21 protein-coding genes are annotated in these 24,262 nt (G+C 68.2%); 14 read left to right on the forward strand and 7 right to left on the reverse strand.

Annotated features, from left to right (window positions below):
- The first annotated feature begins 3 nt into the window (after positions 1-3).
- The 6 genes from mltG (at position 4) to ACO073_RS13595 (ending at position 5,896) form a co-directional block, all read left to right on the forward strand.
- Positions 4-1,029: an endolytic transglycosylase MltG gene (gene mltG / locus ACO073_RS13570; RefSeq protein WP_421997985.1), complete on the forward strand. Its 1,026-nt coding sequence runs from the start codon at positions 4-6 to the stop codon at positions 1,027-1,029.
- A gap of 3 nt (positions 1,030-1,032) precedes the next feature.
- Positions 1,033-1,743 carry a molecular chaperone DnaJ gene (locus ACO073_RS13575; protein WP_421997987.1) on the forward strand — a complete coding sequence of 237 codons (711 nt, stop codon included), beginning with the start codon at positions 1,033-1,035 and terminating at the stop codon, positions 1,741-1,743.
- A 73-nt stretch (positions 1,744-1,816) separates the two neighbouring features.
- Positions 1,817-2,692, forward strand: coding sequence for a UTP--glucose-1-phosphate uridylyltransferase GalU (gene galU, locus ACO073_RS13580; protein ID WP_421997988.1), 876 nt, complete (start codon positions 1,817-1,819; stop codon positions 2,690-2,692).
- 4 nt (positions 2,693-2,696) lie between these two features.
- Complete coding sequence (locus tag ACO073_RS13585; RefSeq protein ID WP_421997989.1) at positions 2,697-4,013, forward strand: UDP-glucose dehydrogenase family protein; 1,317 nt, start codon at positions 2,697-2,699, stop codon at positions 4,011-4,013.
- A 24-nt stretch (positions 4,014-4,037) separates the two neighbouring features.
- The gene (pgmG, locus tag ACO073_RS13590) at positions 4,038-5,444 is read left to right on the forward strand and encodes a phosphoglucomutase/phosphomannomutase PgmG (protein ID WP_421997990.1); all 1,407 of its coding nucleotides are present in this window, start codon (positions 4,038-4,040) and stop codon (positions 5,442-5,444) included.
- A 14-nt stretch (positions 5,445-5,458) separates the two neighbouring features.
- A complete protein-coding gene (locus tag ACO073_RS13595) occupies positions 5,459-5,896 on the forward strand; it encodes a gamma-glutamylcyclotransferase family protein (RefSeq protein WP_421997991.1) in 438 nt (145 codons plus the stop codon).
- Here ACO073_RS13595 and ACO073_RS13600 read toward each other — a convergent pair.
- Entirely contained in the window at positions 5,865-7,265 is a 1,401-nt protein-coding gene (locus tag ACO073_RS13600) for a serine hydrolase (protein ID WP_421997993.1), read from the reverse strand. The genes ACO073_RS13595 and ACO073_RS13600 overlap by 32 nt on opposite strands.
- A gap of 190 nt (positions 7,266-7,455) precedes the next feature.
- Here ACO073_RS13600 and ACO073_RS13605 point away from each other — a divergent pair, with 190 nt between their 5' ends.
- From ACO073_RS13605 to ACO073_RS13620, 4 genes are all read left to right on the forward strand, one after another.
- A complete protein-coding gene (locus ACO073_RS13605; RefSeq protein WP_421997995.1) occupies positions 7,456-8,166 on the forward strand; it encodes a hypothetical protein in 711 nt (236 codons plus the stop codon).
- Between the two features lie 297 nt (positions 8,167-8,463).
- On the forward strand, positions 8,464-8,880 hold the full coding sequence (clpS, locus tag ACO073_RS13610) for an ATP-dependent Clp protease adapter ClpS (RefSeq protein ID WP_421997996.1): 417 nt from the start codon (positions 8,464-8,466) through the stop codon (positions 8,878-8,880).
- Positions 8,881-8,918: 38 nt separating this feature from the next.
- The gene (gene clpA, locus ACO073_RS13615) at positions 8,919-11,243 is read left to right on the forward strand and encodes an ATP-dependent Clp protease ATP-binding subunit ClpA (protein ID WP_421997997.1); all 2,325 of its coding nucleotides are present in this window, start codon (positions 8,919-8,921) and stop codon (positions 11,241-11,243) included.
- Complete coding sequence (locus ACO073_RS13620; RefSeq protein WP_421997998.1) at positions 11,240-11,419, forward strand: hypothetical protein; 180 nt, start codon at positions 11,240-11,242, stop codon at positions 11,417-11,419. Before clpA ends, ACO073_RS13620 begins: the two co-directional genes overlap by 4 nt.
- A 94-nt stretch (positions 11,420-11,513) precedes the next feature.
- On the opposite strand, the gene ACO073_RS13625 is transcribed toward ACO073_RS13620, so the two are convergent.
- The 5 genes from ACO073_RS13625 to ACO073_RS13645 form a co-directional block, all read right to left on the reverse strand.
- Entirely contained in the window at positions 11,514-12,689 is a 1,176-nt protein-coding gene (locus ACO073_RS13625) for a GNAT family N-acetyltransferase (protein WP_421997999.1), read from the reverse strand.
- A gap of 88 nt (positions 12,690-12,777) precedes the next feature.
- Positions 12,778-15,891 carry an efflux RND transporter permease subunit gene (locus ACO073_RS13630; protein WP_421998000.1) on the reverse strand — a complete coding sequence of 1,038 codons (3,114 nt, stop codon included), beginning with the start codon at positions 15,889-15,891 and terminating at the stop codon, positions 12,778-12,780.
- 6 nt (positions 15,892-15,897) lie between these two features.
- A complete protein-coding gene (locus tag ACO073_RS13635) occupies positions 15,898-17,040 on the reverse strand; it encodes an efflux RND transporter periplasmic adaptor subunit (protein ID WP_421998001.1) in 1,143 nt (380 codons plus the stop codon).
- Positions 17,037-17,684: a TetR/AcrR family transcriptional regulator gene (locus ACO073_RS13640; RefSeq protein WP_421998002.1), complete on the reverse strand. Its 648-nt coding sequence runs from the start codon at positions 17,682-17,684 to the stop codon at positions 17,037-17,039. The genes ACO073_RS13635 and ACO073_RS13640 overlap by 4 nt, the downstream gene beginning before the upstream one ends.
- Before the next feature lie 380 nt (positions 17,685-18,064).
- Positions 18,065-21,754, reverse strand: coding sequence for a vitamin B12-dependent ribonucleotide reductase (locus ACO073_RS13645; RefSeq protein WP_421998003.1), 3,690 nt, complete (start codon positions 21,752-21,754; stop codon positions 18,065-18,067).
- Positions 21,755-22,055: 301 nt separating this feature from the next.
- Between ACO073_RS13645 and ACO073_RS13650 the strand changes: the two genes are divergently transcribed.
- The 4 genes from ACO073_RS13650 to ACO073_RS13665 are packed head-to-tail and all read left to right on the forward strand — an operon-like array spanning position 22,056 to position 23,557.
- Positions 22,056-22,406 carry an NADH:ubiquinone oxidoreductase subunit NDUFA12 gene (locus ACO073_RS13650; protein WP_421998005.1) on the forward strand — a complete coding sequence of 117 codons (351 nt, stop codon included), beginning with the start codon at positions 22,056-22,058 and terminating at the stop codon, positions 22,404-22,406.
- A 10-nt stretch (positions 22,407-22,416) separates the two neighbouring features.
- A complete protein-coding gene (gene mlaD / locus ACO073_RS13655; protein ID WP_421998006.1) occupies positions 22,417-22,866 on the forward strand; it encodes an outer membrane lipid asymmetry maintenance protein MlaD in 450 nt (149 codons plus the stop codon).
- The gene (locus ACO073_RS13660) at positions 22,866-23,096 is read left to right on the forward strand and encodes a hypothetical protein (RefSeq protein WP_421998007.1); all 231 of its coding nucleotides are present in this window, start codon (positions 22,866-22,868) and stop codon (positions 23,094-23,096) included. Before mlaD ends, ACO073_RS13660 begins: the two co-directional genes overlap by 1 nt.
- Entirely contained in the window at positions 23,093-23,557 is a 465-nt protein-coding gene (locus tag ACO073_RS13665) for a DUF2155 domain-containing protein (protein WP_421998008.1), read from the forward strand. The genes ACO073_RS13660 and ACO073_RS13665 overlap by 4 nt, the downstream gene beginning before the upstream one ends.
- Here ACO073_RS13665 and aat read toward each other — a convergent pair.
- Positions 23,494-24,141, reverse strand: coding sequence for a leucyl/phenylalanyl-tRNA--protein transferase (gene aat / locus ACO073_RS13670; RefSeq protein ID WP_421998010.1), 648 nt, complete (start codon positions 24,139-24,141; stop codon positions 23,494-23,496). The two genes, ACO073_RS13665 and aat, sit on opposite strands and share 64 nt — an antisense overlap.
- Between the last annotated feature and the right edge of the window lie 121 nt (positions 24,142-24,262).

Here is a 24,262-nt window from a genome sequence, read left to right on the forward strand (position 1 = left end):
GGCGTGCTCAGCTATTTTCGGTGGGTCCTTTTCTTCGTCGCCCTGCTGGTCACGGTGATCGGCGGGGGGCTGTGGCTCGGCAGCCGCCTGCTGGCGACGCCCGGACCGCTGGCCCAGACCAAGAACATCGTCATTCCGCGCGGCGCCGGGCCGGCCACCATGGCCAAGGTGCTGCAGGAAGAGGGCGTGATCGACCACGGCCGGCTGTTCCGGATCGCGGTGATGATCGATCCGACGCCGAAGCCCATCAAGGCCGGCGAGTACGAGATCCCGGCGCATATCTCCATGTGGGGGCTGCTCGAGCTCCTGCAGGCGGGCAAGCAGGTGCAGCGGCGCCTGACGATCCCGGAGGGCATGACCACCGCCGAGGTCCTCGACCTCGTGCGCAAGACCGATGCCCTGAGCGGCGACATCACGCTCGACGTCAAGGAAGGCGACCTGCTGCCCGAGACCTACTTCTACTCGCGCGACGACACCCGCGACGGGCTGCTGCTGCGCATGAAGGAGGCGATGGAGAAGACGCTCGACGAGGCCTGGCGCAAGCGCGCGGCCGGCCTGCCGCTGGCCAATCGCAAGGATGCGCTGACGCTCGCCTCGATCATCGAGAAGGAGACAGCGGTGCCGGCGGAGCGGGCCAAGGTGGCCGCCGTCTACATCAACCGGCTGCGCCGCCGGATGAGGCTCGAGAGCGATCCGACGACGATCTACGGGCTGACCGAGGGCAAGAAGCCGCTGAACCGCGAGCTGACGCGGGCCGACCTCGCGTCGAACTCGCCCTACAACACATACATGGTCGCCGGCCTGCCGCCAGGTCCGATCTGCAATCCGGGCCGCGCCTCGATCCTTGCCGCGACCAATCCGACCCGCAACGACCGCTCCCTCTACTTCGTGGCCGATGGCCAGGGCGGCCACGCGTTCGCGACCAACCTTCAGCAGCACAACCGGAACGTCGAGCGCTGGCGCCAGATCCAGCGTGAGCGGCAGGAACAGACGCCGTCCGAGCCGGCGCCCGCACCGGCGCGACAGTGAGACATGGCGGCCATCTTCCTGGCCGTCGTCCTTCTCGCGGTCCTGCTGCTGGGCATCGGCTGGTTCCTGCGCGGCAATCCGACCGCCCTGGCGCGGACGGCGCGCAAGGCGCTGGTGATCGCCGGCCTGGTCGCCGGCGGGCTGCTGCTGTTCTTCGGCTTTCGCTTCGTCCCGGCGCTGCTGATCGAGCTGCTGCCGGTCCTCGGCCTGGTCGTCGCCGGCCTGGTCGTCCGGGCCCTCACCCGGAGGGCGCCTGGCCCGTTCTCGGCGCCGGGCAGTGGGCAGCGCACGGAGGCGCGCACGGCGTTCCTCGAGGCCTGGATCGATCACGCCACCGGCGACGTCGGCGGGCGGGTGTTGGCGGGACGCTTCGCCGGACGGATGCTCGACGATCTTGACGATCCCGAGCTGCTCGAGCTGCACGGCGAGTGCGCGGGCGACGCCGATTCCCGCCGCGTGCTCGAGGCCTATCTCGACCGCCGACTCGGCGGCGACTGGCGGAACCGGCAGCAGGCGAAGCCGCCACCGCCATCCCGGGGCGACATGAGCCGCGGCGAGGCGCTGGCCGTGCTGGGCCTCGCCGAAGGCGCCAGCGACGACGCCATAAAGGCGGCCCACAGGCGGCTGATCCTGCGCGCCCATCCCGACCATGGCGGGACGGCCGACCTCGCCGCGCGCATCAACCGGGCCAAGGATGTGCTGCTCGGCGGATGACCTTGCCAGAGCCGGCGGGGGCATGGCATCAAGCGCAACCCCGACAATGCACCACGAACCAAGGTCGACCAGCATGACGCAGCGTGTCCGAAAAGCCGTCCTGCCCGTTGCCGGTCTGGGGACAAGGTTCCTGCCGGCGACGAAGGCGATGCCGAAGGAGATGCTGACCGTCGTCGACCGCCCGCTGATCCAGTACGCCGTCGAGGAATGCCTGGCTGCGGGGATCGAGGAGTTCGTGTTCGTGACCGGGCGCAACAAGAGCGCGCTCGAGGATCACTTCGACGCCGCCTACGAGCTCGAGGCGACGCTGCAGCAGCGCGGCAAGTCGCGCGAGCTGCAGCAGACGCAGGACGCCACCATCAAGCCCGGCAACGCGATCTTCACCCGCCAGCAGAAGCCGCTGGGGCTCGGGCACGCGGTGTGGTGCGCCCGCGACTGGGTCGGGCGGGAGCCGTTCGCGGTGCTGCTGCCGGACGAGCTCACGATCGATGCGCCCTCGTGCACGGCGCAGCTCGTGGCGGCCCACGAGAAGACCGACGGCAACGTGGTCGCCGTGATGGACGTGCCGCGCGAGCAGACCAAGAGCTACGGCATCGCGGCCGTGAAGGGCGCGAAGGACGGCCTGGCCGAGATCACGGGCCTGGTCGAGAAGCCCCAGCCGCAGGAGGCGCCGTCGACGCTCGCCATCATCGGCCGCTATGTGCTGCTGCCCGACGTTTTCGATCATCTCGACAGGCACGAGACCGGGGCCGGCGGCGAGATCCAGCTGACCGACGCCATGGCCAAGATGATTGGCAACCGGCCGTTCCACGCCCTGACCTACGCCGGCCAGCGCTACGACTGCGGCAGCCGCATCGGCTTCCTCGAAGCCAACGTGGCGGTCGCCCTTCATCGCGAGGACACCGCCTCGGAAACCCGGTCCGTCCTCAACCGGCTGCTGAAAGGCTGAACCCATGCGCATCGCCATGATCGGCTCGGGCTACGTCGGACTGGTGTCCGGCGCCTGCTTCGCCCAGTTCGGTCATGACGTCGTGTGCGTCGACAAGGAAGCCGCGAAGATCGCCCGCCTGCGCCAGGGCGAGATGCCGATCTACGAGCCCGGCCTCGACAAGCTGGTGGCCGACAACGTCCGGGCGGGTCGCCTGTCGTTCGGCACCGACCTCGCGGCGGCGGTCGGCGACGTCGATACGGTGTTCATCGCCGTCGGGACGCCGACGCGCCGCGGTGACGGCCATGCCGACCTGACCTACGTCTATGCCGCGGCCGCCGAGATCGCCGAGGCGATCCGTGGCTACACCGTGGTGGTGACCAAGTCGACCGTGCCGGTCGGGACAGGCCGCGAGGTCGCGCGGATCATCCGCGAGACCCAGCCGGGCGCGGCGTTCGACGTCTGCTCGAACCCGGAGTTCCTGCGCGAGGGCGCGGCGATCGAGGACTTCATGAAGCCCGACCGCGTCGTCATCGGGGTCGAAAGCGAGCGTGCCCGCGAGGTCATGTCGGCGATCTACCGGCCGCTCAACCTGATCCAGACGCCGATGGTGTTCACGAATATCGAGACCGCCGAGGTCACGAAGTACGCCGGCAACGCCTTCCTGGCGACCAAGATCACCTTCATCAACGAGATCGCCGACCTCTGCGAGAAGGTCGGCGCCGACGTCCACGACGTGGCGCGCGGCATTGGCCTCGACGGGCGGATCGGCCGCAAGTTCCTGCATCCAGGACCGGGCTTCGGCGGCTCGTGCTTTCCCAAGGACACGCTGGCGCTCGCCTACACGGCGCGCGAGGCCAACGCGCCCCAGACGATCGTCGAGCAGGTCATCGAGGTGAACAACGCCCGCAAGCGGCGGATGGCGCGCAAGGTCATCGACTTCTGCGGCGGCTCGGTCGCCGGGCTCACGGTCGGCGTGCTCGGGCTCACCTTCAAGCCGAACACGGACGACATGCGCGACGCGCCCTCGCTCGACATCGTGCCGGCCCTGCAGACGGCCGGCGCGAGGATCGTCGCCTTCGACCCCGAGGGCATGGAGGAGGCGGCGCGCATGCTGCCGGGCATGACCTTCGCCAGGACCGCCTACGAGGCGGCGACCGACGCCGACGTGCTGGTGGTGATCACCGAGTGGCACGAGTTCCGCGGTCTCGATCCCCGCCGCATCCGGCAGCTGATGCGCCAGCCGCGCATCGTCGACCTGCGCAACATCTTCAATCCCGAGGAGATGCGCGGACTCGGCTTCGCCTACGAGGGCGTCGGCCGCCCGGCACCGCGCACCTGATCTTCCGTCAACGGAGCCTTCCGAATGAGCCAGACGGCGCACAAGTTCGACCCCACCATCCTGCGCGAGTACGACATTCGCGGCATCGTCGGGAAGCAGGTCCACGCGGCCGACGCCCGTGCGATAGGCCGCAGCTTCGGCACCATCGTGCGACGCAAGGGCGGCAAGCGCGTGGCGCTCGGCTACGACGGCCGCCTGAGTTCGCCGGAACTGGCGGCCGCCTGCATCGAGGGGCTGACGGCGGCCGGGGTCGACGTGCTGGACATCGGCCTCGCCGCCACCCCGATGCTCTATTTCGCCGTCTACCATCTCGACGCCGACGGCGGCATCCAGATCACCGGCTCGCACAACCCGCCCGACTACAACGGCTTCAAGATGATGCTGGGCAAGAAGTCGTTCTTCGGCGAGGAGATCCAGAAGCTCGGCGCCATGGCCGGCAAGGGCGACTGGGAGAGCGGCCAGGGCAAGACGGAGAAGAAGGACGTCCTGGCCGACTACGCGGCGCGCCTGCTGCGCGACGTGGATCTGGGAGACCGCAAGCTCAAGGTCGCCTGGGACACCGGCAACGGCGCGGTCGGCGTGTCCATCCGTGCCGTCGTCGACAGGCTTCCGGGTGAGCATTTCGTGCTGAACGAGAAGGTCGACGGCACCTTCCCGGCGCATCATCCCGATCCGACCGTGCCGGCGAACCTCCAGCAGCTCATCGCCGAGGTGAAGAAGCGCGGCTGCGATCTCGGCATCGCCTTCGACGGCGACGGCGATCGCATCGGCGCGGTGGACGGGCAGGGGCGCGTGCTGTGGGGCGACCAGCTCCTGGTCCTGTGGGCGCGCGACGTTCTGAAGAAGAAGCCCGGCGCCACCATCATCGCCGACGTCAAGGCGAGCCAGGTCCTGTTCGACGAGATCGCCAAGGCCGGCGGCAAGCCGATGATGTTCAAGACCGGCCATTCGCTGATCAAGAGCAAGATGGCCGAGATCGGCTCGCCGCTGGCCGGCGAGATGAGCGGCCACGTGTTCTTCGCCGACACGTTCTACGGCTTCGACGACGCGCTCTACTGCGCGCTGCGGCTGCTGAACATCGTGGCGCACGCCGGCGAGAGCCTGGCTGCGATGCGCGACGGGCTACCCCAGCCGGTCAATACGCCCGAGCTGCGCTTCGACTGTCCCGACGAGCGCAAGTTCGCGGTGGTCCACGAGGTGAAGGCGAGGCTCGAGAAGGCGGGCGCCACCTTCTCCGGCATCGACGGCGTGCGCGTCACCACGCCCGACGGATGGTGGCTGCTGCGGGCTTCCAATACCCAGCCGGTGCTGGTCGCCCGTTGCGAAGGCCCCGACCAGGCGGCGCTCGATCGCCTCATGGCCGACCTCAAGGCGGCGCTGTCGGCGAGCGGGGTCAGCCTGCCCGACGGCGCCGACGCCGGGCACCACTAGCCGCCGTTGCCGGGATGAGGCGCTTCTTCTTCTACGGGACGTTGCTCGATCACGACGTCATGGCGCTGGTGATCGGCCGGCGCCTGCCGCCTGCGGCCTTCACGCCGGCGGTCCTGGCGGGCCATGCGCGGCGGCGGGCCAAGGGCATGACCTATCCCGTCGTGGTGCCCTCGCCGGCCGAATCGGTGCTGGGAGCGGTCGTCGGCGGCCTCGCCGCGCGCGACGTCGCGCGCCTCGCCGCCTACGAGGGGCCGGGCTACCGGATCGCCCGCCTGAAGGTCCGGATCGCCGGCGCGCTGGAAACGGTGTCGGTCTTCGAACCGGTGGCGATGCGGCTGCAGCCCTCGGCGTCGGCCTGGGACTATGCGCTGTGGAAGGGCCGCCACAAGCGGCCGTTCGTGGCCCGGCTGAGGAAGGCCCTCAGCGGACGTTCGGCGTATTCCAGGCCGTGACCTCGAGAGCCGAGCAATAGATCTTCTTCTTCTCGAGGCGCTTGCAGCCGTCGATCGCCTGGGCCTGTGACAGGTTCACCAGGCGGGCGCGATGGAACGTCTTGTTGGCCATCTGCACCTCGTCGATGGTCGCGGCGGCGTTCGATCGGATCGGCGCCGTCAGGGCCGAGGAGGCCCGCTCCAGGGCGAGCTGGGCGGCCTGGGAGTCCCCGAACGAGCCGACCTGGATCACCCAGCTGCCGATCGGCAGGGTGGTCGCGGCGGGGGCGCTTCCCTCGGCCTGGACAGGAGCGGCGGTCGCGGCCACGGCCTGGACCGGGGGCGGCGCCGGCGCCTTGGGCGCCGCAAGCTTGGGCGCGCTCTCGGGGATGATGAGGCTGGGATCGAAGCTGGCGGCCGTGTAGCGCGCCGAGGCCGGCTTGCGGATCGAGGTCCACGCCGACAGGCGCATCGATTCGGCGCTGGCGAAACCCTGGTCCATCAGCATCGCCATCAGGCGATCGCGCTGGCTGGCGCTGTTGCCGCCCATCACGACGCCGATGAGGCGGCGGTTGTCGCGCACCGCCGACATCACGAGGTTGAAGCCGGAGGCGTTGGTGTAGCCCGTCTTCAGGCCATCGGCTCCATCGTACGAGCCCAGCATGCGATTGTGGTTCTCGAGCACGCGGCCGCGATACGGATAGCTCTGCACCGAGAAGATCGGATAGTAGTGCGGGAAATCCCGCATCAGCGCGAAGGCGAGCCGGGAGAGGTCGCGGGCCGTGGTGACCTGATCGCGGTTGGGCAGGCCGGAGGCGTTGCGGTAGACGGTCGAGTTCATCCCCAGCTGGCGGGCCTTGCGCGTCATCATCTGGGCGAAGCTCGCCTCGTCGCCGCCCAGCGCCTCGGCCAGCACGACCGCGGCGTCGTTGGCGGAACGGGTGATCAGCGCCATGATCGCGTCGCGGACGCTGACGGTGCCGCCCGGCGGCAGGCCCATCTTGGTGGGCGGCGCGTTGAGGGCGTTGACCGAGACGGGCAGCCCGTCGCCCAGCGACAGGCGGCCCGAATCGAGCGCCGACAGGGCGAGGTAGATGGTCATCAGCTTGGTCAGCGACGCCGGGTGACGCAGGTCGTCGGCATGCTCGGAGGAGAGCGGCCGCCCGCTCGTGGCGTCGAGGATGAGGTAGGCATCCTTGCCGTTCACCGCCGGATTGGCGACCCAGGTCGACGAGGCGGCAACCGGGCGGGCGCGCGACTTCCCGCGCGCCTTGCTGGGCGGCACGGCCCGCTTCACCGATTTGGACTTGGCTTCCGCACCGGCATTGAACGGTGCCACGCTGGTGGTCACGAAAGCGATGCCGACGACAAGCCAGGAAAGGCCGGTCACGACGCGACGGAAAGGGGAAATCATCGCGGTATTGCCATTCGCTGAAGTCTGAATTCTTTTGCCTGGACAAAGACTTACAGGCAATTTCGGAGACAATACTGAAATTCGGGATCGCATGCAACGCCTTCGCCGCCGCCGTTGTGCCCCAGTTGGTCCGGAAAATGCCGGAATGAGGATCAGGAGAGTCCGAATGAGATGGGCGACCGCCGTGGCAGCCTTGCTGGCCCTGGTCTCGATTCCGGCGACGGCCTGGGCGCAGCGCGCCGACCGCTACGTCGCCCCGCCCATCGTGCGCAGCTTCAACTGGTTCGCCTATGTCGGCGGCGACGATATCCGGGAGGCCTGCGGCAAGGACGGCCGCAACCGGCTACGGCTCGTCTACAATGCCATCTACACCGAGCAGGTCAGGACCTACGAGATCTTCCTTCAGCCCGACGGCACCGCGGGAATGGCCATCGGCGTCCTGGCAGAGCAGGGCGTGGTGTCGAATCTCCTGCTGAAGGACGGCGGCGATGTCCTGAAGCCGTGGAGCATGCGCCGGGGCGAGCGGATCCTGTCGGCGCCCGAGACCAGCGAGCTGGTCGGACTGCTCGAGGCGAGCGCCGCCTTCGGCCCGCCGAGGGACGGGCTGCGCCTGCCGGACGTGGACTTCTGGTGGACGGTGGCCTCCTGCCGCAACGGCCGGTGGGGCTTCCAAGCCTACCACTACCCGACCGACGGCTTTGCCGACGTGAAGTTCGCGGCGCGCCTCTTCTCGTGGGACACCGTGCCCGTTCCGGTCAATCCGCCGCGCAAGCTGTTGCCCGCCGAGCTGCGTCGCGACTGGAACGCGCCGGTCGACCATATGAGGTCCAACCAGTGGACGCTGACGGTCGGAAGAGACGGGTTGCGTCCCCGCTAGCGGGCGGCCGCGTTTCAAGCGCCGGCAGGTCCGGTCGTCGCGGGAATTTGCCGGGCTGATGTACAATGGAGCGCGCGGTGGGTCACGAAGGTACGGATCCCTGTCCGCCGAGGCGACCGGCAAGGCGGCACTGCTGCGGCGACGCGTAGCGAAACGCGCGGTTCGTGTCGCGGTCTCGCGGGATCGGCGTGATCCTTGCTCGGTGTCATGAGCAGGGACAGGCCGAGGTAGCGGAATCGCCGAGCCTGCCTATATACTCATCGTGGCTCGGTCTTCTTGGGGAGTATGATCTGGACGATGGCCCTCGTGCGTAGTGACAGTGATTGGCGCCTCCACGGCGAGACGCTCGGCGGTCCCAAAGAACCGCCCGCCGGTCCGCCGCAGCCCCCGCGCCGTGAGGACGGGGAGGGGGACGGAGACGGTCGCAGCGGATCGCTCACGCTTACGCGGACACGTACGAAGAAGCCCTCGATGTACAAGGTTCTGATGCTGAACGACGACTACACGCCCATGGAGTTCGTCGTCGACGTCCTGGAGCACATCTTCCAGAAGAACCGCGAGGAAGCCACCCAGATCATGCTGCATGTCCACCAGAAGGGTGTGGGCGTCTGCGGCGTGTACACGTACGAGATCGCCGAGACCAAGGTCACCCAGACCGTGGATTACGCGCGCAAGAATCAGCATCCTCTCCAATGCACATTGGAGAAAGAATAGTCGGGGCGACGCAGCCCCTTTCCAGTCGAGGTGGTCCGATGTCGATGCTTTCCAAGAACCTCGAGAGATCCCTCCACCGCGCTTTCGGGCTCGCCGGCGAGCGCCGTCACGAATACGCCACGCTCGAGCATCTGCTCCTCGCGATGACCGAGGACGAGGATGCGGTGCCCGTGCTCAAGGCGTGCGGCGTCGACATCGACCGTCTGCGGCACGATCTCGAGACCTTCATCGACAATCGGCTGAAGGGCATCATCACCCAGAATGCCAGCGAGCCGCTGCCGACGGCGGGCTTCCAGCGCGTCGTGCAGCGCGCCGCCGTCCACGTCCAGTCCTCGGGCCGCAAGGAGGTGACCGGCGCCAACGTGCTGGTGGCGCTCTTCTCCGAGCGCGACAGCCATGCCGTGTCGTTCCTGGAGAACCAGGGAATGACCCGTCTCGACGCCGTCGACTACATCAGCCACGGCAAGGCCAAGGTGCCGGGACGCGCCCGCACCCGGCGCGTCACCGGCTCCGAGGAGGAGAATGGCGGCGAGTCCACGGTCAAGCAGGGCAACGAGGCGCTCGCCGCCTACTGCGTCGACCTCAACCAGAAGGCGCGCGAGGGCCGGGTCGACCCGCTGATCGGCCGCGAGCACGAGGTCGAGCGCACCATCCAGGTCCTGTGCCGGCGCACCAAGAACAATCCGCTCTATGTCGGCGAGCCCGGCGTCGGCAAGACGGCGATCGCCGAGGGCCTGGCGCGCAAGATCGTCGAGGGCGAGGTGCCCGACGTCCTGAAGGAATCGGTGATCTACGCGCTCGACATGGGCGCGCTGCTGGCCGGCACGCGCTACCGCGGCGACTTCGAGGAGCGCCTGAAGGCGGTGCTGGGCGAGCTCAAGAAGAAGCCCAACTCGGTGTTGTTCATCGACGAGATCCACACGATCATCGGCGCCGGCGCCACGTCGGGCGGCTCGATGGACGCGTCGAACCTGCTGAAGCCGTCGCTGCAGTCGGGCGACCTGCGCTGCATCGGCTCGACCACCTACAAGGAATATCGCAACTACTTCGAGAAGGACCGCGCCCTGGTGCGGCGCTTCCAGAAGATCGACGTGCCGGAGCCCACGATCGGCGACGCCGTGCAGATCATGCAGGGCCTGAAGCCGGTCTACGAGAAGCATCATCACGTCGCCTACACCGACGACGCCATCAAGGCAGCCGTCGAACTGTCGGCGCGCTACATCCACGACCGCAAGCTGCCCGACAAGGCGATCGACGTGATCGACGAGGTCGGCGCCGCCCAGATGCTCCGCACGCCCGACCTGCGCAAGTCGACCATCGACGTGCCCGACATCGAGGAGATCGTCGCCAAGATCGCGCGCATCCCGCCCAAGAGCGTGTCCAAGGACGACACCGAGATGCTGCGCAACATCGACCGAGACCTCAAGACGGTGGTGTTCGGCCAGGATCGGGCGATCGACCAGCTCGCCGTCGCGATCAAGCTGGCGCGCGCCGGCCTGCGCTCGCCGGAGAAGCCGATCGGCTCCTACCTGCTGGCCGGCCCGACCGGCGTCGGCAAGACCGAGGTGACGCGCCAGCTCGCGCGCCTGCTCGGCCTCGAGCTGATCCGCTTCGACATGTCGGAGTACATGGAGCGCCATTCGGTGTCGCGCCTGATCGGCGCGCCGCCGGGCTATGTCGGCTTCGACCAGGGCGGCCTGCTCACCGACCAGGTCAACCAGCATCCGCACTGTGTCATCCTGCTCGACGAGATCGAGAAGGCGCATCCGGACGTTTTCAACGTGCTGCTGCAGGTGATGGACTACGGCAAGCTCACCGACCACAACGGCCGGACCGTCGACTTCCGCAACGTCATCCTGTGCATGACGACCAATGCCGGCGCCGCCGATCTCGCCAAGCCGGCCCTGGGCTTCGGCCGCGAGGCGCGGCACGACGAGGACGACGACGCGATCAATCGCATGTTTGCGCCCGAGTTCCGCAACCGTCTCGACGCGGTGATCAAGTTCGCCAACCTCGGGCCGGACAGCATGGGCAAGGTTGTCGACAAGTTCGTCGCCGAGCTCGAGGTCCAGCTGGCCGACCGCAAGGTCTTCATCGAGCTGTCGGACGGCGCGCGCCGCTGGCTGGCCGAGAAGGGGTACGACCGCCTGTTCGGCGCGCGGCCCCTGGGGCGTGTCATCCAGGAGCACCTCAAGAAGCCGCTGGCCGAGGAGGTGCTGTTCGGCAAGCTGTCGAACGGCGGCGGCACGGTCCGCGTCGACGTCAAGGGCGAGGGCGAGGGCGCCGAGCTCGACTTCACGTTCTTGCCGCCGGAGCGCGACGCGCTGCCGCCGGCCAGCCAAGAACCCGTCCTGGCTGAGTGAGGTTCCTCCGGCCCCTGTGGGTCGCTCTCCGGGCCGCGGTGCTCGCCACCGCGGTTTTCTGGGTGGCGTTGTTCATCATCGACAAGTCGGGCTGGCAGGCGCCGCTTGGCGCCACCGAACCGCTGGTCTTTTTCGTCGTCTTCTTCCTCGGCCTACTCATGGTCGGCAGGAGCTGAAGGCCGCGCGATCGTAAGCTGCGCGGAATCCTCGAAGGCCGGCAGACCTCCTCGGGGACGGCCGATTCTTCGCGGCGCGCTCCGGCCCGCCGCGCTACTCGTTTTCCTTGCGGAAGGGCGAATACTGCATCAGCCCTTCGATCTCCTGCTCGACCATCGGCCGTTCGCGGCCGAGGAAGTCGTCGACGGCGCGGCGGAAGCCCGGGTCGACGATCCAGTGGGCCGAATAGGTCGGCACCGGCAGGTAGCCGCGCTGGATCTTGTGGTCTCCCTGGGCGCCGGCCTCGACGCGCTGCAGGCCGTGGGCGATGGCGTAGTCGATCGCCTGGTAGTAGCAGGCCTCGAAATGCAGGAAGGCGTGGCTCTCCAGGCAGCCCCAGTAGCGGCCGTAGAGCGTGTCGTCGCCCTTGAGGTTGAGCGCGCCGCCGACCGGCCGGCCGTCGGCCTCGGCCAGGACCAGCACGACCTTGTCGGCCATCGTGTCGCCCAGGATGTCGAAGAACGACCGGGTCAGGTAGGGCGATCCCCACTTGCGGCCGCCTGTATCCATGTAGAAGGCGAAGAAGGCATCCCAATGGGCGGGCTTGATGTCGTCGCCGCTCAACTGCCGGATCGACAGCCCCTCGCGGCGCACCGATTCCCGCTCCTTCCGGATCGCCTTGCGCTTGCGCGACGCCAGGGCGGCGAGGAAATCGTCGAAGGTGCGGTAGCCTTCGTTGTGCCAGTGATACTGGCGTCCCAGGCGCAGCAGCCAGCCATGCTCGCCGAAGCGCTTCCAGTCGGCCTCGGTGCAGAAGGTGGCGTGGACCGAGCTGATTCCGTTATCGCCGGCGAGCTTGGCCATCATGTCGATCAGCGCGTCGCGGACGCCGTCGGCATAGGGCCCCGGCCGTGCGAACAGGCGCGGACCGGGGACCGGGGTGAAGGGGACGGCGACCTGCAGCTTCGGATAGTAGCGGCGCCCCGCCCGCTCCAGCGCCTGGGCCCAGCCATGGTCGAAGACGTATTCGCCCTGGCTGTGGCCCTTCACGTAGAGCGGCACGGCACCCTGCAGCGTACCGTCCTCGGCCTCGGCCAGGAGATACTGCGGCTGCCATCCCGTGCGCCGCCCGACCGACTTCGAATCCTCCAGCGCCTTCAGGAAGCGGTGGCTCAGGAAGGGATTACCGGCGGCACCGGGCGCCAGCGCGCATGCATCCCACTCCTGCTCGTCTATGCCCGCGAGGGATTCGACGACACGCAGGCCGATGGTCGGGGAAGCGTCCGGCATGACGCGAGCATAGCGCGAATCGTGCCAGGAATTGCGTCCTGATTGAGACGCGCGGCCCGGGAAGGCGGGATCCGCGCGCTGCCGCGCGCTACTCCGCCGGCTTGTGGGCGCGCGCCGCCTCGTCGGCCGAATGGCTGAAGCGGCGCTTGGCCCAGGCGCTCGCACGGTCGATGTAGACCAGGACCACGGGGACCACGACCAGCGTGAGCAGGGTCGAGCTGATCAGGCCGCCGATCACGGCGTGGGCCATCGGCGCGCGCTGGCTGGCGCCCTCGCCGAGTCCCAGCGCCAGCGGCAGCATGCCGAACACCATGGCCAGCGTGGTCATCAGGATAGGCCGCAGGCGGATCGTGCCGGCCTCGAGCAGGGCGTCGTGGACCGCGTCGCCGCGCGCCCTCGCCTGGTTGAAGAAATCGACCAGCAGGATGGCGTTCTTCGTCACCAGGCCCATCAGCATGATGAAGCCGATGGCGCTGAAGATGTTGAGCGTCGTGCCGGCGATCAGCAGGCCGAGGAACACGCCGATCAGCGACATCGGCAGCGACATCATGATGGCGATGGGCTGCAGGAAGCTGCCGAACTGCGAGGCGAGGATCAGGTAGATCAGGATCACCGCCATCAGCAGCGCCTGGCCGGCATAGGCCGCGCTCTCGGCCATGTCCTTCGTCGAGCCGCCGAACACGAAGCGGTAGCCGGTCGGCAGCACCGTGTCGGCCAGGATCTTCTGCAGGTCGCTCGAGACCTCGCCGGCGGACCGGCCCGAGACGTTGGCCGTGATCTGGACCTCGCGGTTGAGGTCGCGGCGGTTGATCTGGGAGGCGCCGACGTCGTTCACGATGTCGGCGATCTGGGTGATGTGCACCATGCGCGGAAGGCCGTTCGCCTCGGTTCCGGCGGTGAGCCAGATGCGCTGGAGGTCGGCGACGCCCGTCCGGTCGTCGACCGGCAGCCGCACCATGACCGTGTAGTTCTCGCCGTCGGGCGCCCGCCACAGGCTGGTCTCGTCGCCGGCGAAGAGGGGACGCAGCGAGTGCGCGACAGGGGCCGAGCCGAGACCGAGGTCGGACGCCGCGTCGCGGCGCAGCCGCACCGACAGGACCGGTTTGGCGGCTTTCAGGTTGCGGTCGAGGTCGACCATGCCGCGGATCGAGGCGGCGCGCGCCATGACCTCCTGCGAGATGCGGTCGAGGACGGCAGTGTCGGGTCCCTGCAGCGACAGCTGGATCTGCTTCTGCACGCCGCCGCCCGGTCCGCCCGGCACGTTGATCGACACGAGAAGGCCCGGGATGCGGGAAAGGCGGTCGCGGATCGGCTGGGCGAGCTGGTTGGGCGAGCGCTTGCGCTCTTTCAGGGGCTTGAGCTTGAGGTAGATGCTGCCCTGGTTCTTGCCCAGCGCATAGCCGGTGTTGACCGTCCCGTAGGTGTAGGCGACCTCCGGGAACTCGCGCACGGCGGCGTCGACTTGGCGCAGCTTGGCCTCGGTGTATTCAAGCGACGAGCCGACCGGCGTCTCGATCGAGACGACCTGCTCGCCGAGATCGGCCTCGGGCACGAACTCGAAGCCGATGTAGCGGGGGAGGGCGAAGCTGCCGACGAAGGCCAGGAGGGCGATCAGCAGCGTGACCTTCGGCCAGCGCAGCGCCCAGCCCAGAACGGCGCGATAGACCGCATTGGCGCGCTCCTGCGCGGCGTTGACGAGGCGGGCGAAACGGCCGGTGCCGTGAGCCTGGGGGTCGTACCAGACCGACGACAGCATGGGGTCGAGCGTGAAGGACACGAACAGCGAGATCAGCACGGCGGCCGAGACCATGACGCCGAACTGAAAGAAGAACCGGCCGATGATGCCGCCCATGAAGGCCACCGGCAGGAAGACCGCGACGATGCAGAAGGTCGTCGCCAGCACCGCCAGGCCGATCTCCTCGGTGCCGTCGATCGCCGCTTGGCGATGCGACTTCCCGAAGCCGATGTGGCGCGTGATGTTCTCGCGCACTACGATCGCGTCGTCGATCAGGATGCCGATGGCGAGGCTGAGGGCCATCAGGGTGAGGACGTTCAGCGAGAAGCCGAAGGCCGCCATCACCATGAAGGCGCCGAACACCGAGATCGGCAGGGCGAGGCCGGTGATCACCGTGCTGCGCCAGGAGTGCAGGAAAAGGAAGACGATGGCGATGGTCAGCACGCCGCCCTCGATCATCGTCTGCTGGACATTGTCGACCGAGTTCTGGATGCCGCGCGAGCTGTCGCGCACGATCTCGAGCTTCACGTCGGGCGGCAGCGTCTTCTGCAGCGCCTCCACGGCGTGGCGCACGTCGCGCGCCACCGAGATGGTGTTGGCACCCTGGGTCTTGACGACCTCGACGGCGACCGCGCGCTCGCCGTTGAGGAGGGCGACGTTCTCCAGCTCCTGCTGGCCGTCGACGACGGTCGCGACCTGGCGGAGATAGACGGGAGCGGGACCGCGCCGGGCCACGATCAGGTCGGCGAAGGCGCCGGGCTCGGCGATGCGGCCCGTGACCTCGATCAGCCGGTCGTTGTTGCCGCGCTGGACGCTGCCGGCCGGGAAATTCTGGTTCTCGTCCCGGATGGCCGCCATGATGTCGTTGACCCCGACGCGCAGCGCATGCATGCGGCCGGGATCGAGCTCGATGTTGATCTGGCGCTTCACGCCGCCGGCGATGGTGACCTTGCCGACGTCGCGGACGGTCTGCAGGCGCTTCACGATGACCTGGTCGGCGAGCGTGGTCAGGGCGCGCACCGAGCGGATGTCGGATTTCACCGCGATCGACACGACCGGCTGGTCGTCGGGATTGAAGCGCTGGATCAGCGGCTCCTTGACCTCCGGCTTGAAGCCGACGCGGACCTGCTGGACCTTCTCGCGCACGTCCTGGACGGCGATCGCGGAGGGCACCGAGAGCTCGAACTCGGCGATCACGATCGACTGGCCCTCGAGCGAGCGCGAGGACAGGGTCTTGATGCCGGCGATGGCGTTGACCGATTCCTCGACCTTGCGGCTGATCTCGTTCTCGACCGTCTCGGGCGAGGCGCCCGGATAGTTGGTCGTGACCACCACGATCGGGAAGTCGACGTTGGGGAACTGATCGATGCCGAGCTGGCGATAGGAGAAAAGGCCCATGACCAGCAACGCCACCATCATCATGGTGGCGAAGACCGGGTTGTCGACGGCGATGCGGGTGAGCTTCATGGCCGCCTAGCGCGTCTCGAGGACCTTGACGGCCTGGCCGGCCTTGAGGCCGGGCAGGGGCGCCGACACGACCGTCATGCCCGATTCGAGCCCCTTCACCTCGGCGAGCTCGCCGCGCGACCAGGTACGCACCACGCCCACCGGCTTGCGCACCAGCCTGCCGTTCTCGACGGCGAGCACGAAATCGCCCTCGTCGTCCTTCCGCAGGGCCGAGACGGGGACGGCCAGCGCGTGGCCTTTCTCCATGACCACCACCGTGCCGGTGGCGAACAGGCCGCCGCGCAGCGCCTCGTGGCGGTCTGTGATCTCGACATAGACGGGGATCGAGCGCGAGCCGGACTGGGTGGTCGGGCTGATACGGGTGATCGTGCCGTTGAACTCGTGCTCGCCGAAGCCCTCGAGGGTGATCCTGGCGGTCTGGCCGACCTTTAGCCGCACGACGTCGGCGGCCGGCATCTGGGCGGCGACCTCGACGTGGCTGGTGTCGAGCAGGGTCAGGATCTTGCCGTCGATGGGCAGGGATTCGCCCTGGTTGGCGATGCGGTCGCCGACCACGCCGTCGAACGGGGCGCGCACCTGGGCGTCGGCGAGGTTCTTCTGGGCGATCTGGAGCTGCGCCTCGGCGACGTTCGCCATCGATTCCTTGTTCTGCGCCGCCGAGCGGGCGGCATCGAGGGCGGACTGGGCGACGATGTTGCGCTTGGCGAGCGTCTCCTTGTCGGCGAGGTCGCGCGCGGTCCAGCGCGCGTCGGCGCGGGCGGCCTCGAGGGCCGCCTGGCGCTCGTTGACGCGGACCTGGAGCTCATGGTTCTCGAAGCGCGCCACGACCTGGTCCTTGGTCACGCGGTCGCCCTCGCGCACCAGCACGTCGGCCAGCCGGCCGGCGACCCGGGCCTTCACGATCGTCTGCTCGATCGGCTGGGTCGTGCCGGTGAAACGGACGACGTCGACGAGGCCGCGCGGCTTGATGGTGTGCAGCTCCGGCTCGATCAGCTCGAGGGTGCGTTCGGCCGGCTGGGCGGCGGCGGTGCGGGCGGCGGGCGTATTCCCGGTATCGGGCGCGATGCCGCTCTTCCACGCGAAGGCCGCGGCAGCCATCACGACGAGCGCGGCGACGCCGGCGAGCACCAGTTTGCGCTTGAGGGTCATGGGCGGAGACTCCGCAGGATGAAGTCGAGGTAGGCGGCGTAGTAGCGCTCGCTGTCGGCAGGATGGGTCTCGTCGAAGGGCGCCAGCGAGCGCAGCCAGACGGAATGCATGGCGATCGGCTGGGCGAGCAGGATCGCCGTCATCTCGATGTCGGCGATGGGCCGGACTTCGCCGCGCGCGACGCCGCGGCGCAGCACCTTGGCAAAGAGCTCGCGACCGCGCAGGTCGAAGTTCGAGCAGTAGAAGCGCGCGACGTCCGGGAAGTTGCCGGCCTCGGCCAGGATCAGCTTGATGACACCGCCCATCGGGCTCTCGGCGAAGGCCCGGAACTTGTCGATCAGCTCGCAGAGCAGCGCCTCGGTCGAGCCTTCGAAGGCGTCGACCATCTCGTTGGCCCGGACCAGCGGCTCGCCGATCGCCTCGACGATCACCGCCTTGAAGAGCTCTTCCTTGCTCTTGAAGTAGAGGTAGGGGAGGCCCTTGCTGACGCCGGCGGCCTTGGCCACCTCCTCGAGCTTGGTGGCCGAGAAACCCTTGGTGACGAACAGTTCGAGCGCCGCCCGGGTGATCTCGCGGGCACGGTCCTCGGGACGCCGGGTCCGTGGGGGCTCGGCAATCTCAATGACTGACTGGTCAGTATCCATGTTCCGCTATGTAACGGTTGGATGCCGACCCTTCAAGGCGCGCGGACAGAAAAAAGTCCGGCAGACCAAGGTCGCCGGACCGGTAAAGTGACGCCTTTCCACCCCCAGAGGCGGGGTGTCACTTTTGGCTTAGAGCATTTCGTTGGAAGGTGGCTTCCGGTGGGGCCATGAGGGCACCCACGCGGAAGCCGAAAGGCGTTCGGTTAGAGGGGCCAAAGTTCAGCTTTGGCCTACGCCCTTTCCTTTTTACTGCTTCTTCTTCTTAGCAGCCTTCTTCTTAGCAGCCTTCTTCTTAGCAGCCATGACTGTCTCCTATGGTTAGCTTTGAGGCACCCAACCGCGGGAACCCCGGGGTACGCAGGGACGCTTGCCGCGCATGCTCAACTGCAGCCGGTGGTGCCGCCGCAGGTCGTGCACTTGAGGCACGTTCCGTTGCGGACCATGGTGAAGTTGCCGCATTCCGGACAGGCATCCCCTTCGAAACCCTTGAGCTTCGCCTCGAGGGCGACGCCGAGGGCGGAGGAGGATGCCTCTCCGAGCGCGACACTGTGGACGGCCGCCTGGGCGCGAGGCGCCCGGGCGACGGTTGAACCGTCCAGCAGTTCGGTGGGCCTCGTGCCGGCGTCCATCGCCTCCTGGGCGATCGCGACATTGCCGGCGGTCAGGCCGTTCAGGACATAGAGGTTGCTGCGCACATAGCCGACGCTGGCGATCCGGTTGACCGCCAGCGCAGCGGCCTGGGCGGCATCGGTTCCGGGCGCCGGGAGCGCGCCTTCGAGCTGGCCGCGACCGACGCTGTCGGGCCGCAGGTCCGACTGCTCGACATGGGCGAGGTCGCCGCGGCCGAGATAGGAGATCGCGAGCTCGCGGAAGATGTAGTCGAGCACCGAGGTCGACATCTTGATGGCGTCGTTGCCTTCGACCAGGCCGGAGGGGTCGAAGCGGGTGAACGTGTAGGCTTCGACGAACTCCTCGAGCGGCACGCCGTACTGCAGGCCGATCGAGATCGCGATGGCGAAGTTGTTCATCAGGCTGCGGAAGGCAGCCCCCTCCTTGTGCATGTCGACGAAGATCTCGCCGACGCGACCGTCCTCGTACTCGCCGGTTCGCAGATAGACCTTGTGACCGCCGACGATCGCCTTCTGGGTGTAGCCCTTGCGGCGCTGCGGCAGGCGTTCGCGCCCGGCGCGAACTTCGCGCTCGACGATGCGTTCCACGATCCGCTCGGCGATGATCGGCGCGCGGGCTGCCGGCGCGAGTTCCGCGAGATCGTCGTTCGCCGCCTCGTCGCCCAGCACCATGGCCGACAGCGGCTGCGACAGTTTCGAGCCGTCGCGATAGAGCGCATTGGCCTTCAGACCCAGCTTCCACGAGAGTTCGTAGGCCTCGCGGCAATCCTCGACCGTGGCGGCGTTCGGCATGTTGATGGTCTTGGAGATCGCGCCTGAAACGAAAGGTTGAGCTGCAGCCATCATGCGGATGTGACTTTCCGCAGACAAGCAGCGCGTCCCATCCCGTCCACAGGGATTTGCGCAATCGAACACCGCGAGATGCTTCGGCGCGAGGTCGTGTGCGCCTTCGATGCTCATCGTCCCGCACGCATGCGCGTTGGCCGCGGCGATGTCGCCCTTCGAGAAGCCGAGCCGCGTCAGCACGTCGAGGCGCGGATCGGCGAGCGCCTCGTCGTCGAGGCCGAGGACGTCGCGGCAGAACGTGTCACCGAGCGTGTAGCGGGAGAAGGCGAAGCGGATGTCGAAGGCGGTGGCGAGGGCCTTCTCGACCCGTGCGAGCGTCGCGGCGTCGAAGCCGCGCGCCGCAAGGGTCTCGGGATTGATCGCCGGCGCGCCCGCCAGGGATCCGTGACCAACGGCATGCGAGACGATGCGCTCGATCGCCTCGTCATCGTAGCCCAGCGTGGCAAGCGCCAGCGGCACCGTGCGGTTGATGATCTTGAAATGGCCGCCGCCCGCCAGCTTCTTGAACTTGACCAGCGCGAAGTCGGGCTCGATGCCGGTCGTGTCGCAGTCCATCACGAGGCCGATCGTGCCGGTCGGCGCGATCACCGAGACCTGCGCATTGCGGAAACCGTGCTCGGTGCCCAGCGCCAGCGCCTTGTCCCACGCCTCCCGTGCCGCCGCCGCGAGAGCGGGCGGGCAGGCCGCGACGTCGAGCGGCTGGGGCGCGATCGACAGGCTCTCGTAGCCTGCCGTCTCGCCTCGGGCAGCCCGGCGATGGTTGCGGATCACCCGCAGCATGGCGTCGCTATTGGCGGCATGACCCGGGAAGGCGCCCATCAGGCCGGCCATCTCGGCCGACGTGGCATAGGCGATGCCGGTCATGATCGCCGTGAGCCCGCCGGCGATCGCCCGGCCGGCGCGGCTGTCGTAGCCCAGGCCCGACGACATCAGCAGCGCGCCGAGGTTGGCGTAGCCCAGGCCCAGGGTGCGGTACCGGTAGGAGAGCTCGGCGATCCGGCGCGAGGGATACTGCGCCATCATCACCGAGATCTCGAGCACGACTGTCCACAGGCGCGTCGCATGCTCGAAGGCCGCGATGTCGACCGATCCGTCGGCCCGGCGGAACCGCATCAGGTTGAGCGACGCGAGATTGCAGGCCGTGTCGTCGAGGAACATGTACTCGGAGCACGGGTTCGACGCATTGATGCGTCCCGACTCGGGGCAGGTGTGCCAGTCGTTGATCGTCGTGTCGTACTGCACGCCGGGATCGGCGGAATGCCATGCCGCCTCGGCGATGGCCTCCCACAGGCCGCGCGCGCTGACGGTCCTCGAGACCCGTCCGGTGGTGCGCTCGGTCAGTGCCCATTCCCGGTCGGCCTCGACCGCGCGCAGGAAGGAATCGGTGACCCGCACTGAGTTGTTGGCGTTCTGGCCCGAGACGGTGAGATAGGCCGCCGACTGCCAGTCGGTGTCGAAGGCGGGGAACTCGATGTGCCCGTAGCCCTGGCGGGCGAACTGGATCACCCGCTGGATGTAGTTCTCCGGCAGCTCGGCCCGGCGGGCGGCGACGATCTCGCGGCGCAGGCGCTGGTTCTGGCGCGGGTCGAAGGCTGCGTCGCCTTCGGCGTCGCTTTCGAGGCAGGCCTGCATCACCGCGTTGAGGTGGCGGTTGGCGAGGCGCGAGCCGGCGACGAGGGCCGCCACCTTCTGCTCCTCGAGCATCTTCCAGGCGACGAATTCCTCGATGTCGGGATGGTCGACGTCGACGCACACCATCTTGGCGGCGCGGCGCGTGGTGCCGCCCGACTTGATGGCGCCCGCGGCGCGATCGCCGATCTTGAGGAAGGACATCAGGCCCGACGACCGGCCGCCGCCGGACAGGCGCTCGCCGTCGCCGCGCAGGCTGGAGAAGTTGGAGCCGGTCCCCGACCCGTACTTGAACAGCCGGGCTTCGCGCACCCAGAGGTCCATGATGCCGCCGTCGCCCACGAGATCGTCGGCGACGCTCTGGATGAAGCAGGCATGCGGCTGCGGCCGCTCGTAGGCGGAGGAGGAGGGCCGGGACTCGCCGTCGCGATGGTCGACGAACCAGTGGCCTTGGCCCGGTCCGTCGATGCCATAGGCCCAGTGCAGGCCGGTGTTGAACCACTGCGGCGAGTTCGGCGCGCAGATCTGCGCCGCCAGCATGTGGCAATGCTCGTCGTAGAAGGCGCGGGCGTCGTCCTCGCTGTCGAAGTAGCCGCCCTTCCAGCCCCAGTAGGTCCACGCGCCGGCCATGCGATGGAAGACCTGGCGGGCACTGCGCTCGCCGCCGAAGCGCTCGGCTTCGGGGAGCGCGGCGAGTGCGTCGGCGTCGGGCGCCGAGCGCCACAGCCACTCCGGCACGTCGGCTTCGGCGACGCGCGTCAGGCGGGCCGGAACACCGGCGCGGCGGAAATACTTCTGGGCGAGGACGTCGGCGGCGACCTGCGACCAGTCGGCCGGCACGTCGATGCCCTTCATGCTGAAGACGACCGAACCGTCGGGATTGCGGATCTCGGAATCGACGGCACGAAACGCCACTCCTTCGAATGGCGACGTTCCTGCCTCCGTATACCGACGCTCAAGACGCATCGACGATCCCCCGTGCCCGTTCCCGTCGTTCGACCCTGTGCGGGATGTGTTCGATCTATCCCGTCGAACACGCACATGTGGGCACCGAGTGATAGTAAATTACAAAATCTTGTGTGCGCAACTATATTTTGTGGACTGCCCTGTTGATGGCACTAGATGATGCAAGAGAGCAACACATCGTGAATCAGGAGAGTTGAATGGCCTTGATCGACATGAAATCCGGCAGCGAGCGCGTCGCGTTGCGCGTCGTCGAGCGCGCGCGTACAAGCGGCGCGGTGACTCCCGCAGCGTGGTTATCTTCATGACGATCGGCACCTGGCTCTTCACAAAGATGCGCGGCGAACTCGTCGGCACGGATGCCGAGGGCAATCGCTATTTCCAGGACAAGCGCGTCGTGGCTGGCCGCCGGCGCAAGCGCTGGGTGATGTACAATGGTCCCGTGGAGGCCTCGCGCGTGCCGCCGGAGTGGCACGGCTGGCTGCACTACACGACCGACATGGTGCCGCTGGCGGGCGGCCCCGTGCGCCAGCCGTGGGAGAAGGAGCATCTTCCCAACCTCACCGGCACGGCGGCTGCCTATCGCCCGCCTGGCCACACGTTGATGATCGGCGACAAGCCCAAGCCGCCGTACGAGGCCTGGCGCCCGGGCTAGGAGAGGTCTCGTGGGTCGCAACATCGTCGAGACGATCGTCGGCGCGCTCGTGCTGGCGGTCGCCGCCGTCTTCGTCTTCTATGCCTTCTCGAAGTCCGATCGCGGCGGTCCCGCCGGCTACGAGGTGGTCGCGCGCTTCGACCGCATCGACGGGCTGAAGCGCGGTGCCGACGTCACCCTGAGCGGGGTCAAGGTCGGAACGGTCACGGGCTTCGACCTCGATCGCAAGACCTATCAGGCAGTGGTGCGCATGATGGTATCGGCCAATGTCGGGCTGCCGATCGACACCTTCGCCAAGATCGTGGGCGAGTCGCTGCTGGGCGGCATGGTCGTCGTGCTCGAGCCCGGTGGCGACACCAAGATGATCGCCCCCGGTGGCGACATCGAGAAGACCCAGGGGGCGGTGCCGCTGGCGGAGCTGATCGCCAAGTTCATGTTCGGCGGCACGGGGTCGAAGTGATGACCGCCCGCTCCCCCAAGGCGCCCCCGGTGTGGCGGCAACCCGACGGCAAGCCGGTGTCCTGCCTCGAAAAGATCAAAGTGCTCAACCAGAACATCCAGGAAATCGAGAGCCTCTGCGCCGACGCGCTGGAGGACGGAGTCCTGATGGGATGCGATGCCGACCAGATAAAGGCCGCCCTGCACGAGCTGATCGAAGCGCTCGACGCACCACACACCGGCAAGAAGTGAGACTGTCGATCGCATCGCTCGCCACGGCCCTGCTGGCCGTCGCGGGCGCGGCCTGGGCCCAGGGGCAGCAGCAGAAGCCGCCGCCCCCGCCGCCCGGCGCCAACTCCAATCTGAGGCCGGTTCCCGACGGGCCGGGACGGCGCGTCGCCGAGCTTCAGGGACTGGACAAGGTGACGGCGCGGACCCGGCGGTTCTATGCGCCGGTCGGCGAGAAGACCCAGTTCGGTACTCTCTCGATCACGGTCGGCGACTGCCTGGTCAACGTGCCCGAGGCGCCGCCGGAATCGGTCGCCTACCTCACCATCGTCGACAACAAGCCGGGCCAGGCCGAGGAGAAGCTGTTCGCCGGCTGGATGTTCGCCTCGACGCCCTCGCTGTCGGCGCTCGACCACGGCGTCTACGACGTGCGCGTGCTCTCCTGCACGATGGCACAGGGATCCGAGCCGCCCAGCTCGCGCTGAAACGAGGCCGGACGGTCGATCGCATCGGCCAGCAGTCGGCGGAACTCGTCGCGCGGCACCTCGATCGCACCGAACGAGCGCAGATGCTCGGTCATGAACTGGCAGTCGAGCAGGCGGAAGCCGCCGCGGATCAGCCGCGCCATCAGGTGGACCAGCGCCACCTTCGAGGCATCGCGCTCGCGGCTGAACATGCTCTCGCCGAAGAAGGCGGCTCCAACCGATACGCCGTAGAGGCCGCCGACCAGGTCTCCGTCGCGGCGGCATTCGACGCTGTGCGCGTGGCCGCGCCGGTGCAGTTCCGAGTAGAGCGCGACGATGGGCTCGTTGATCCAGCTCTCCGGATGGCCGGGCCTCGGCTCGGCGCAGGCGCGCACGATCTCGGCGAAGGAGGTGTCGGCGCTGACCTCGAAGCGATTCGAGCGAACGGTGCGTCGCAGTCGCTGCGGCAGGTGAAAGCCGTCGAGCGGCAGGATGGCCCGCAGCCGGGGATCGAGCCAGTAGAGCTTGGGATCGTCGCGGCGCTCGCCCATGGGGAACACGCCGATTCGGTAAGCTTGCAGCAGGAGTTCAGGCGTTATTTCCATGACTCATGCGACCCCGGCCCGGCCGGGGAGGGCCCCCGCAGGGGCGGAAGGGGCATGGCCTGGATCGGCGTTCGCGGCCGCCCTCTTCGCTTCGCGCGCACCTTCCCGCGCGATGCGCGGG

The organism is Reyranella sp., assembly GCF_965229815.1.
In the GTDB taxonomy this organism is placed as follows: Bacteria; Pseudomonadota; Alphaproteobacteria; order Reyranellales; family Reyranellaceae; genus Reyranella.

Bases quoted from the DNA above. Each gene is read 5' to 3' on its own strand.
- galU (WP_421997988.1), top strand. From the start codon at position 1,817: ATGACGCAGCGTGTCCGAAAAGCCGTCCTGCCCGTTGCCGGTCTGGGG.
- ACO073_RS13635 (WP_421998001.1), bottom strand. From the start codon at position 17,040: ATGACCCTCAAGCGCAAACTGGTGCTCGCCGGCGTCGCCGCGCTCGTC.
- aat (WP_421998010.1), bottom strand. From the start codon at position 24,141: ATGGAAATAACGCCTGAACTCCTGCTGCAAGCTTACCGAATCGGCGTG.
- ACO073_RS13595 (WP_421997991.1), top strand. From the start codon at position 5,459: ATGAGGCGCTTCTTCTTCTACGGGACGTTGCTCGATCACGACGTCATG.
- ACO073_RS13650 (WP_421998005.1), top strand. From the start codon at position 22,056: ATGACGATCGGCACCTGGCTCTTCACAAAGATGCGCGGCGAACTCGTC.
- ACO073_RS13660 (WP_421998007.1), top strand. From the start codon at position 22,866: ATGACCGCCCGCTCCCCCAAGGCGCCCCCGGTGTGGCGGCAACCCGAC.
- ACO073_RS13605 (WP_421997995.1), top strand. From the start codon at position 7,456: ATGAGATGGGCGACCGCCGTGGCAGCCTTGCTGGCCCTGGTCTCGATT.
- ACO073_RS13625 (WP_421997999.1), bottom strand. From the start codon at position 12,689: ATGCCGGACGCTTCCCCGACCATCGGCCTGCGTGTCGTCGAATCCCTC.
- pgmG (WP_421997990.1), top strand. From the start codon at position 4,038: ATGAGCCAGACGGCGCACAAGTTCGACCCCACCATCCTGCGCGAGTAC.
- ACO073_RS13640 (WP_421998002.1), bottom strand. From the start codon at position 17,684: ATGGATACTGACCAGTCAGTCATTGAGATTGCCGAGCCCCCACGGACC.
- ACO073_RS13645 (WP_421998003.1), bottom strand. From the start codon at position 21,754: ATGCGTCTTGAGCGTCGGTATACGGAGGCAGGAACGTCGCCATTCGAA.
- ACO073_RS13575 (WP_421997987.1), top strand. From the start codon at position 1,033: ATGGCGGCCATCTTCCTGGCCGTCGTCCTTCTCGCGGTCCTGCTGCTG.
- ACO073_RS13630 (WP_421998000.1), bottom strand. From the start codon at position 15,891: ATGAAGCTCACCCGCATCGCCGTCGACAACCCGGTCTTCGCCACCATG.
- clpS (WP_421997996.1), top strand. From the start codon at position 8,464: ATGGCCCTCGTGCGTAGTGACAGTGATTGGCGCCTCCACGGCGAGACG.
- clpA (WP_421997997.1), top strand. From the start codon at position 8,919: ATGTCGATGCTTTCCAAGAACCTCGAGAGATCCCTCCACCGCGCTTTC.
- ACO073_RS13585 (WP_421997989.1), top strand. From the start codon at position 2,697: ATGCGCATCGCCATGATCGGCTCGGGCTACGTCGGACTGGTGTCCGGC.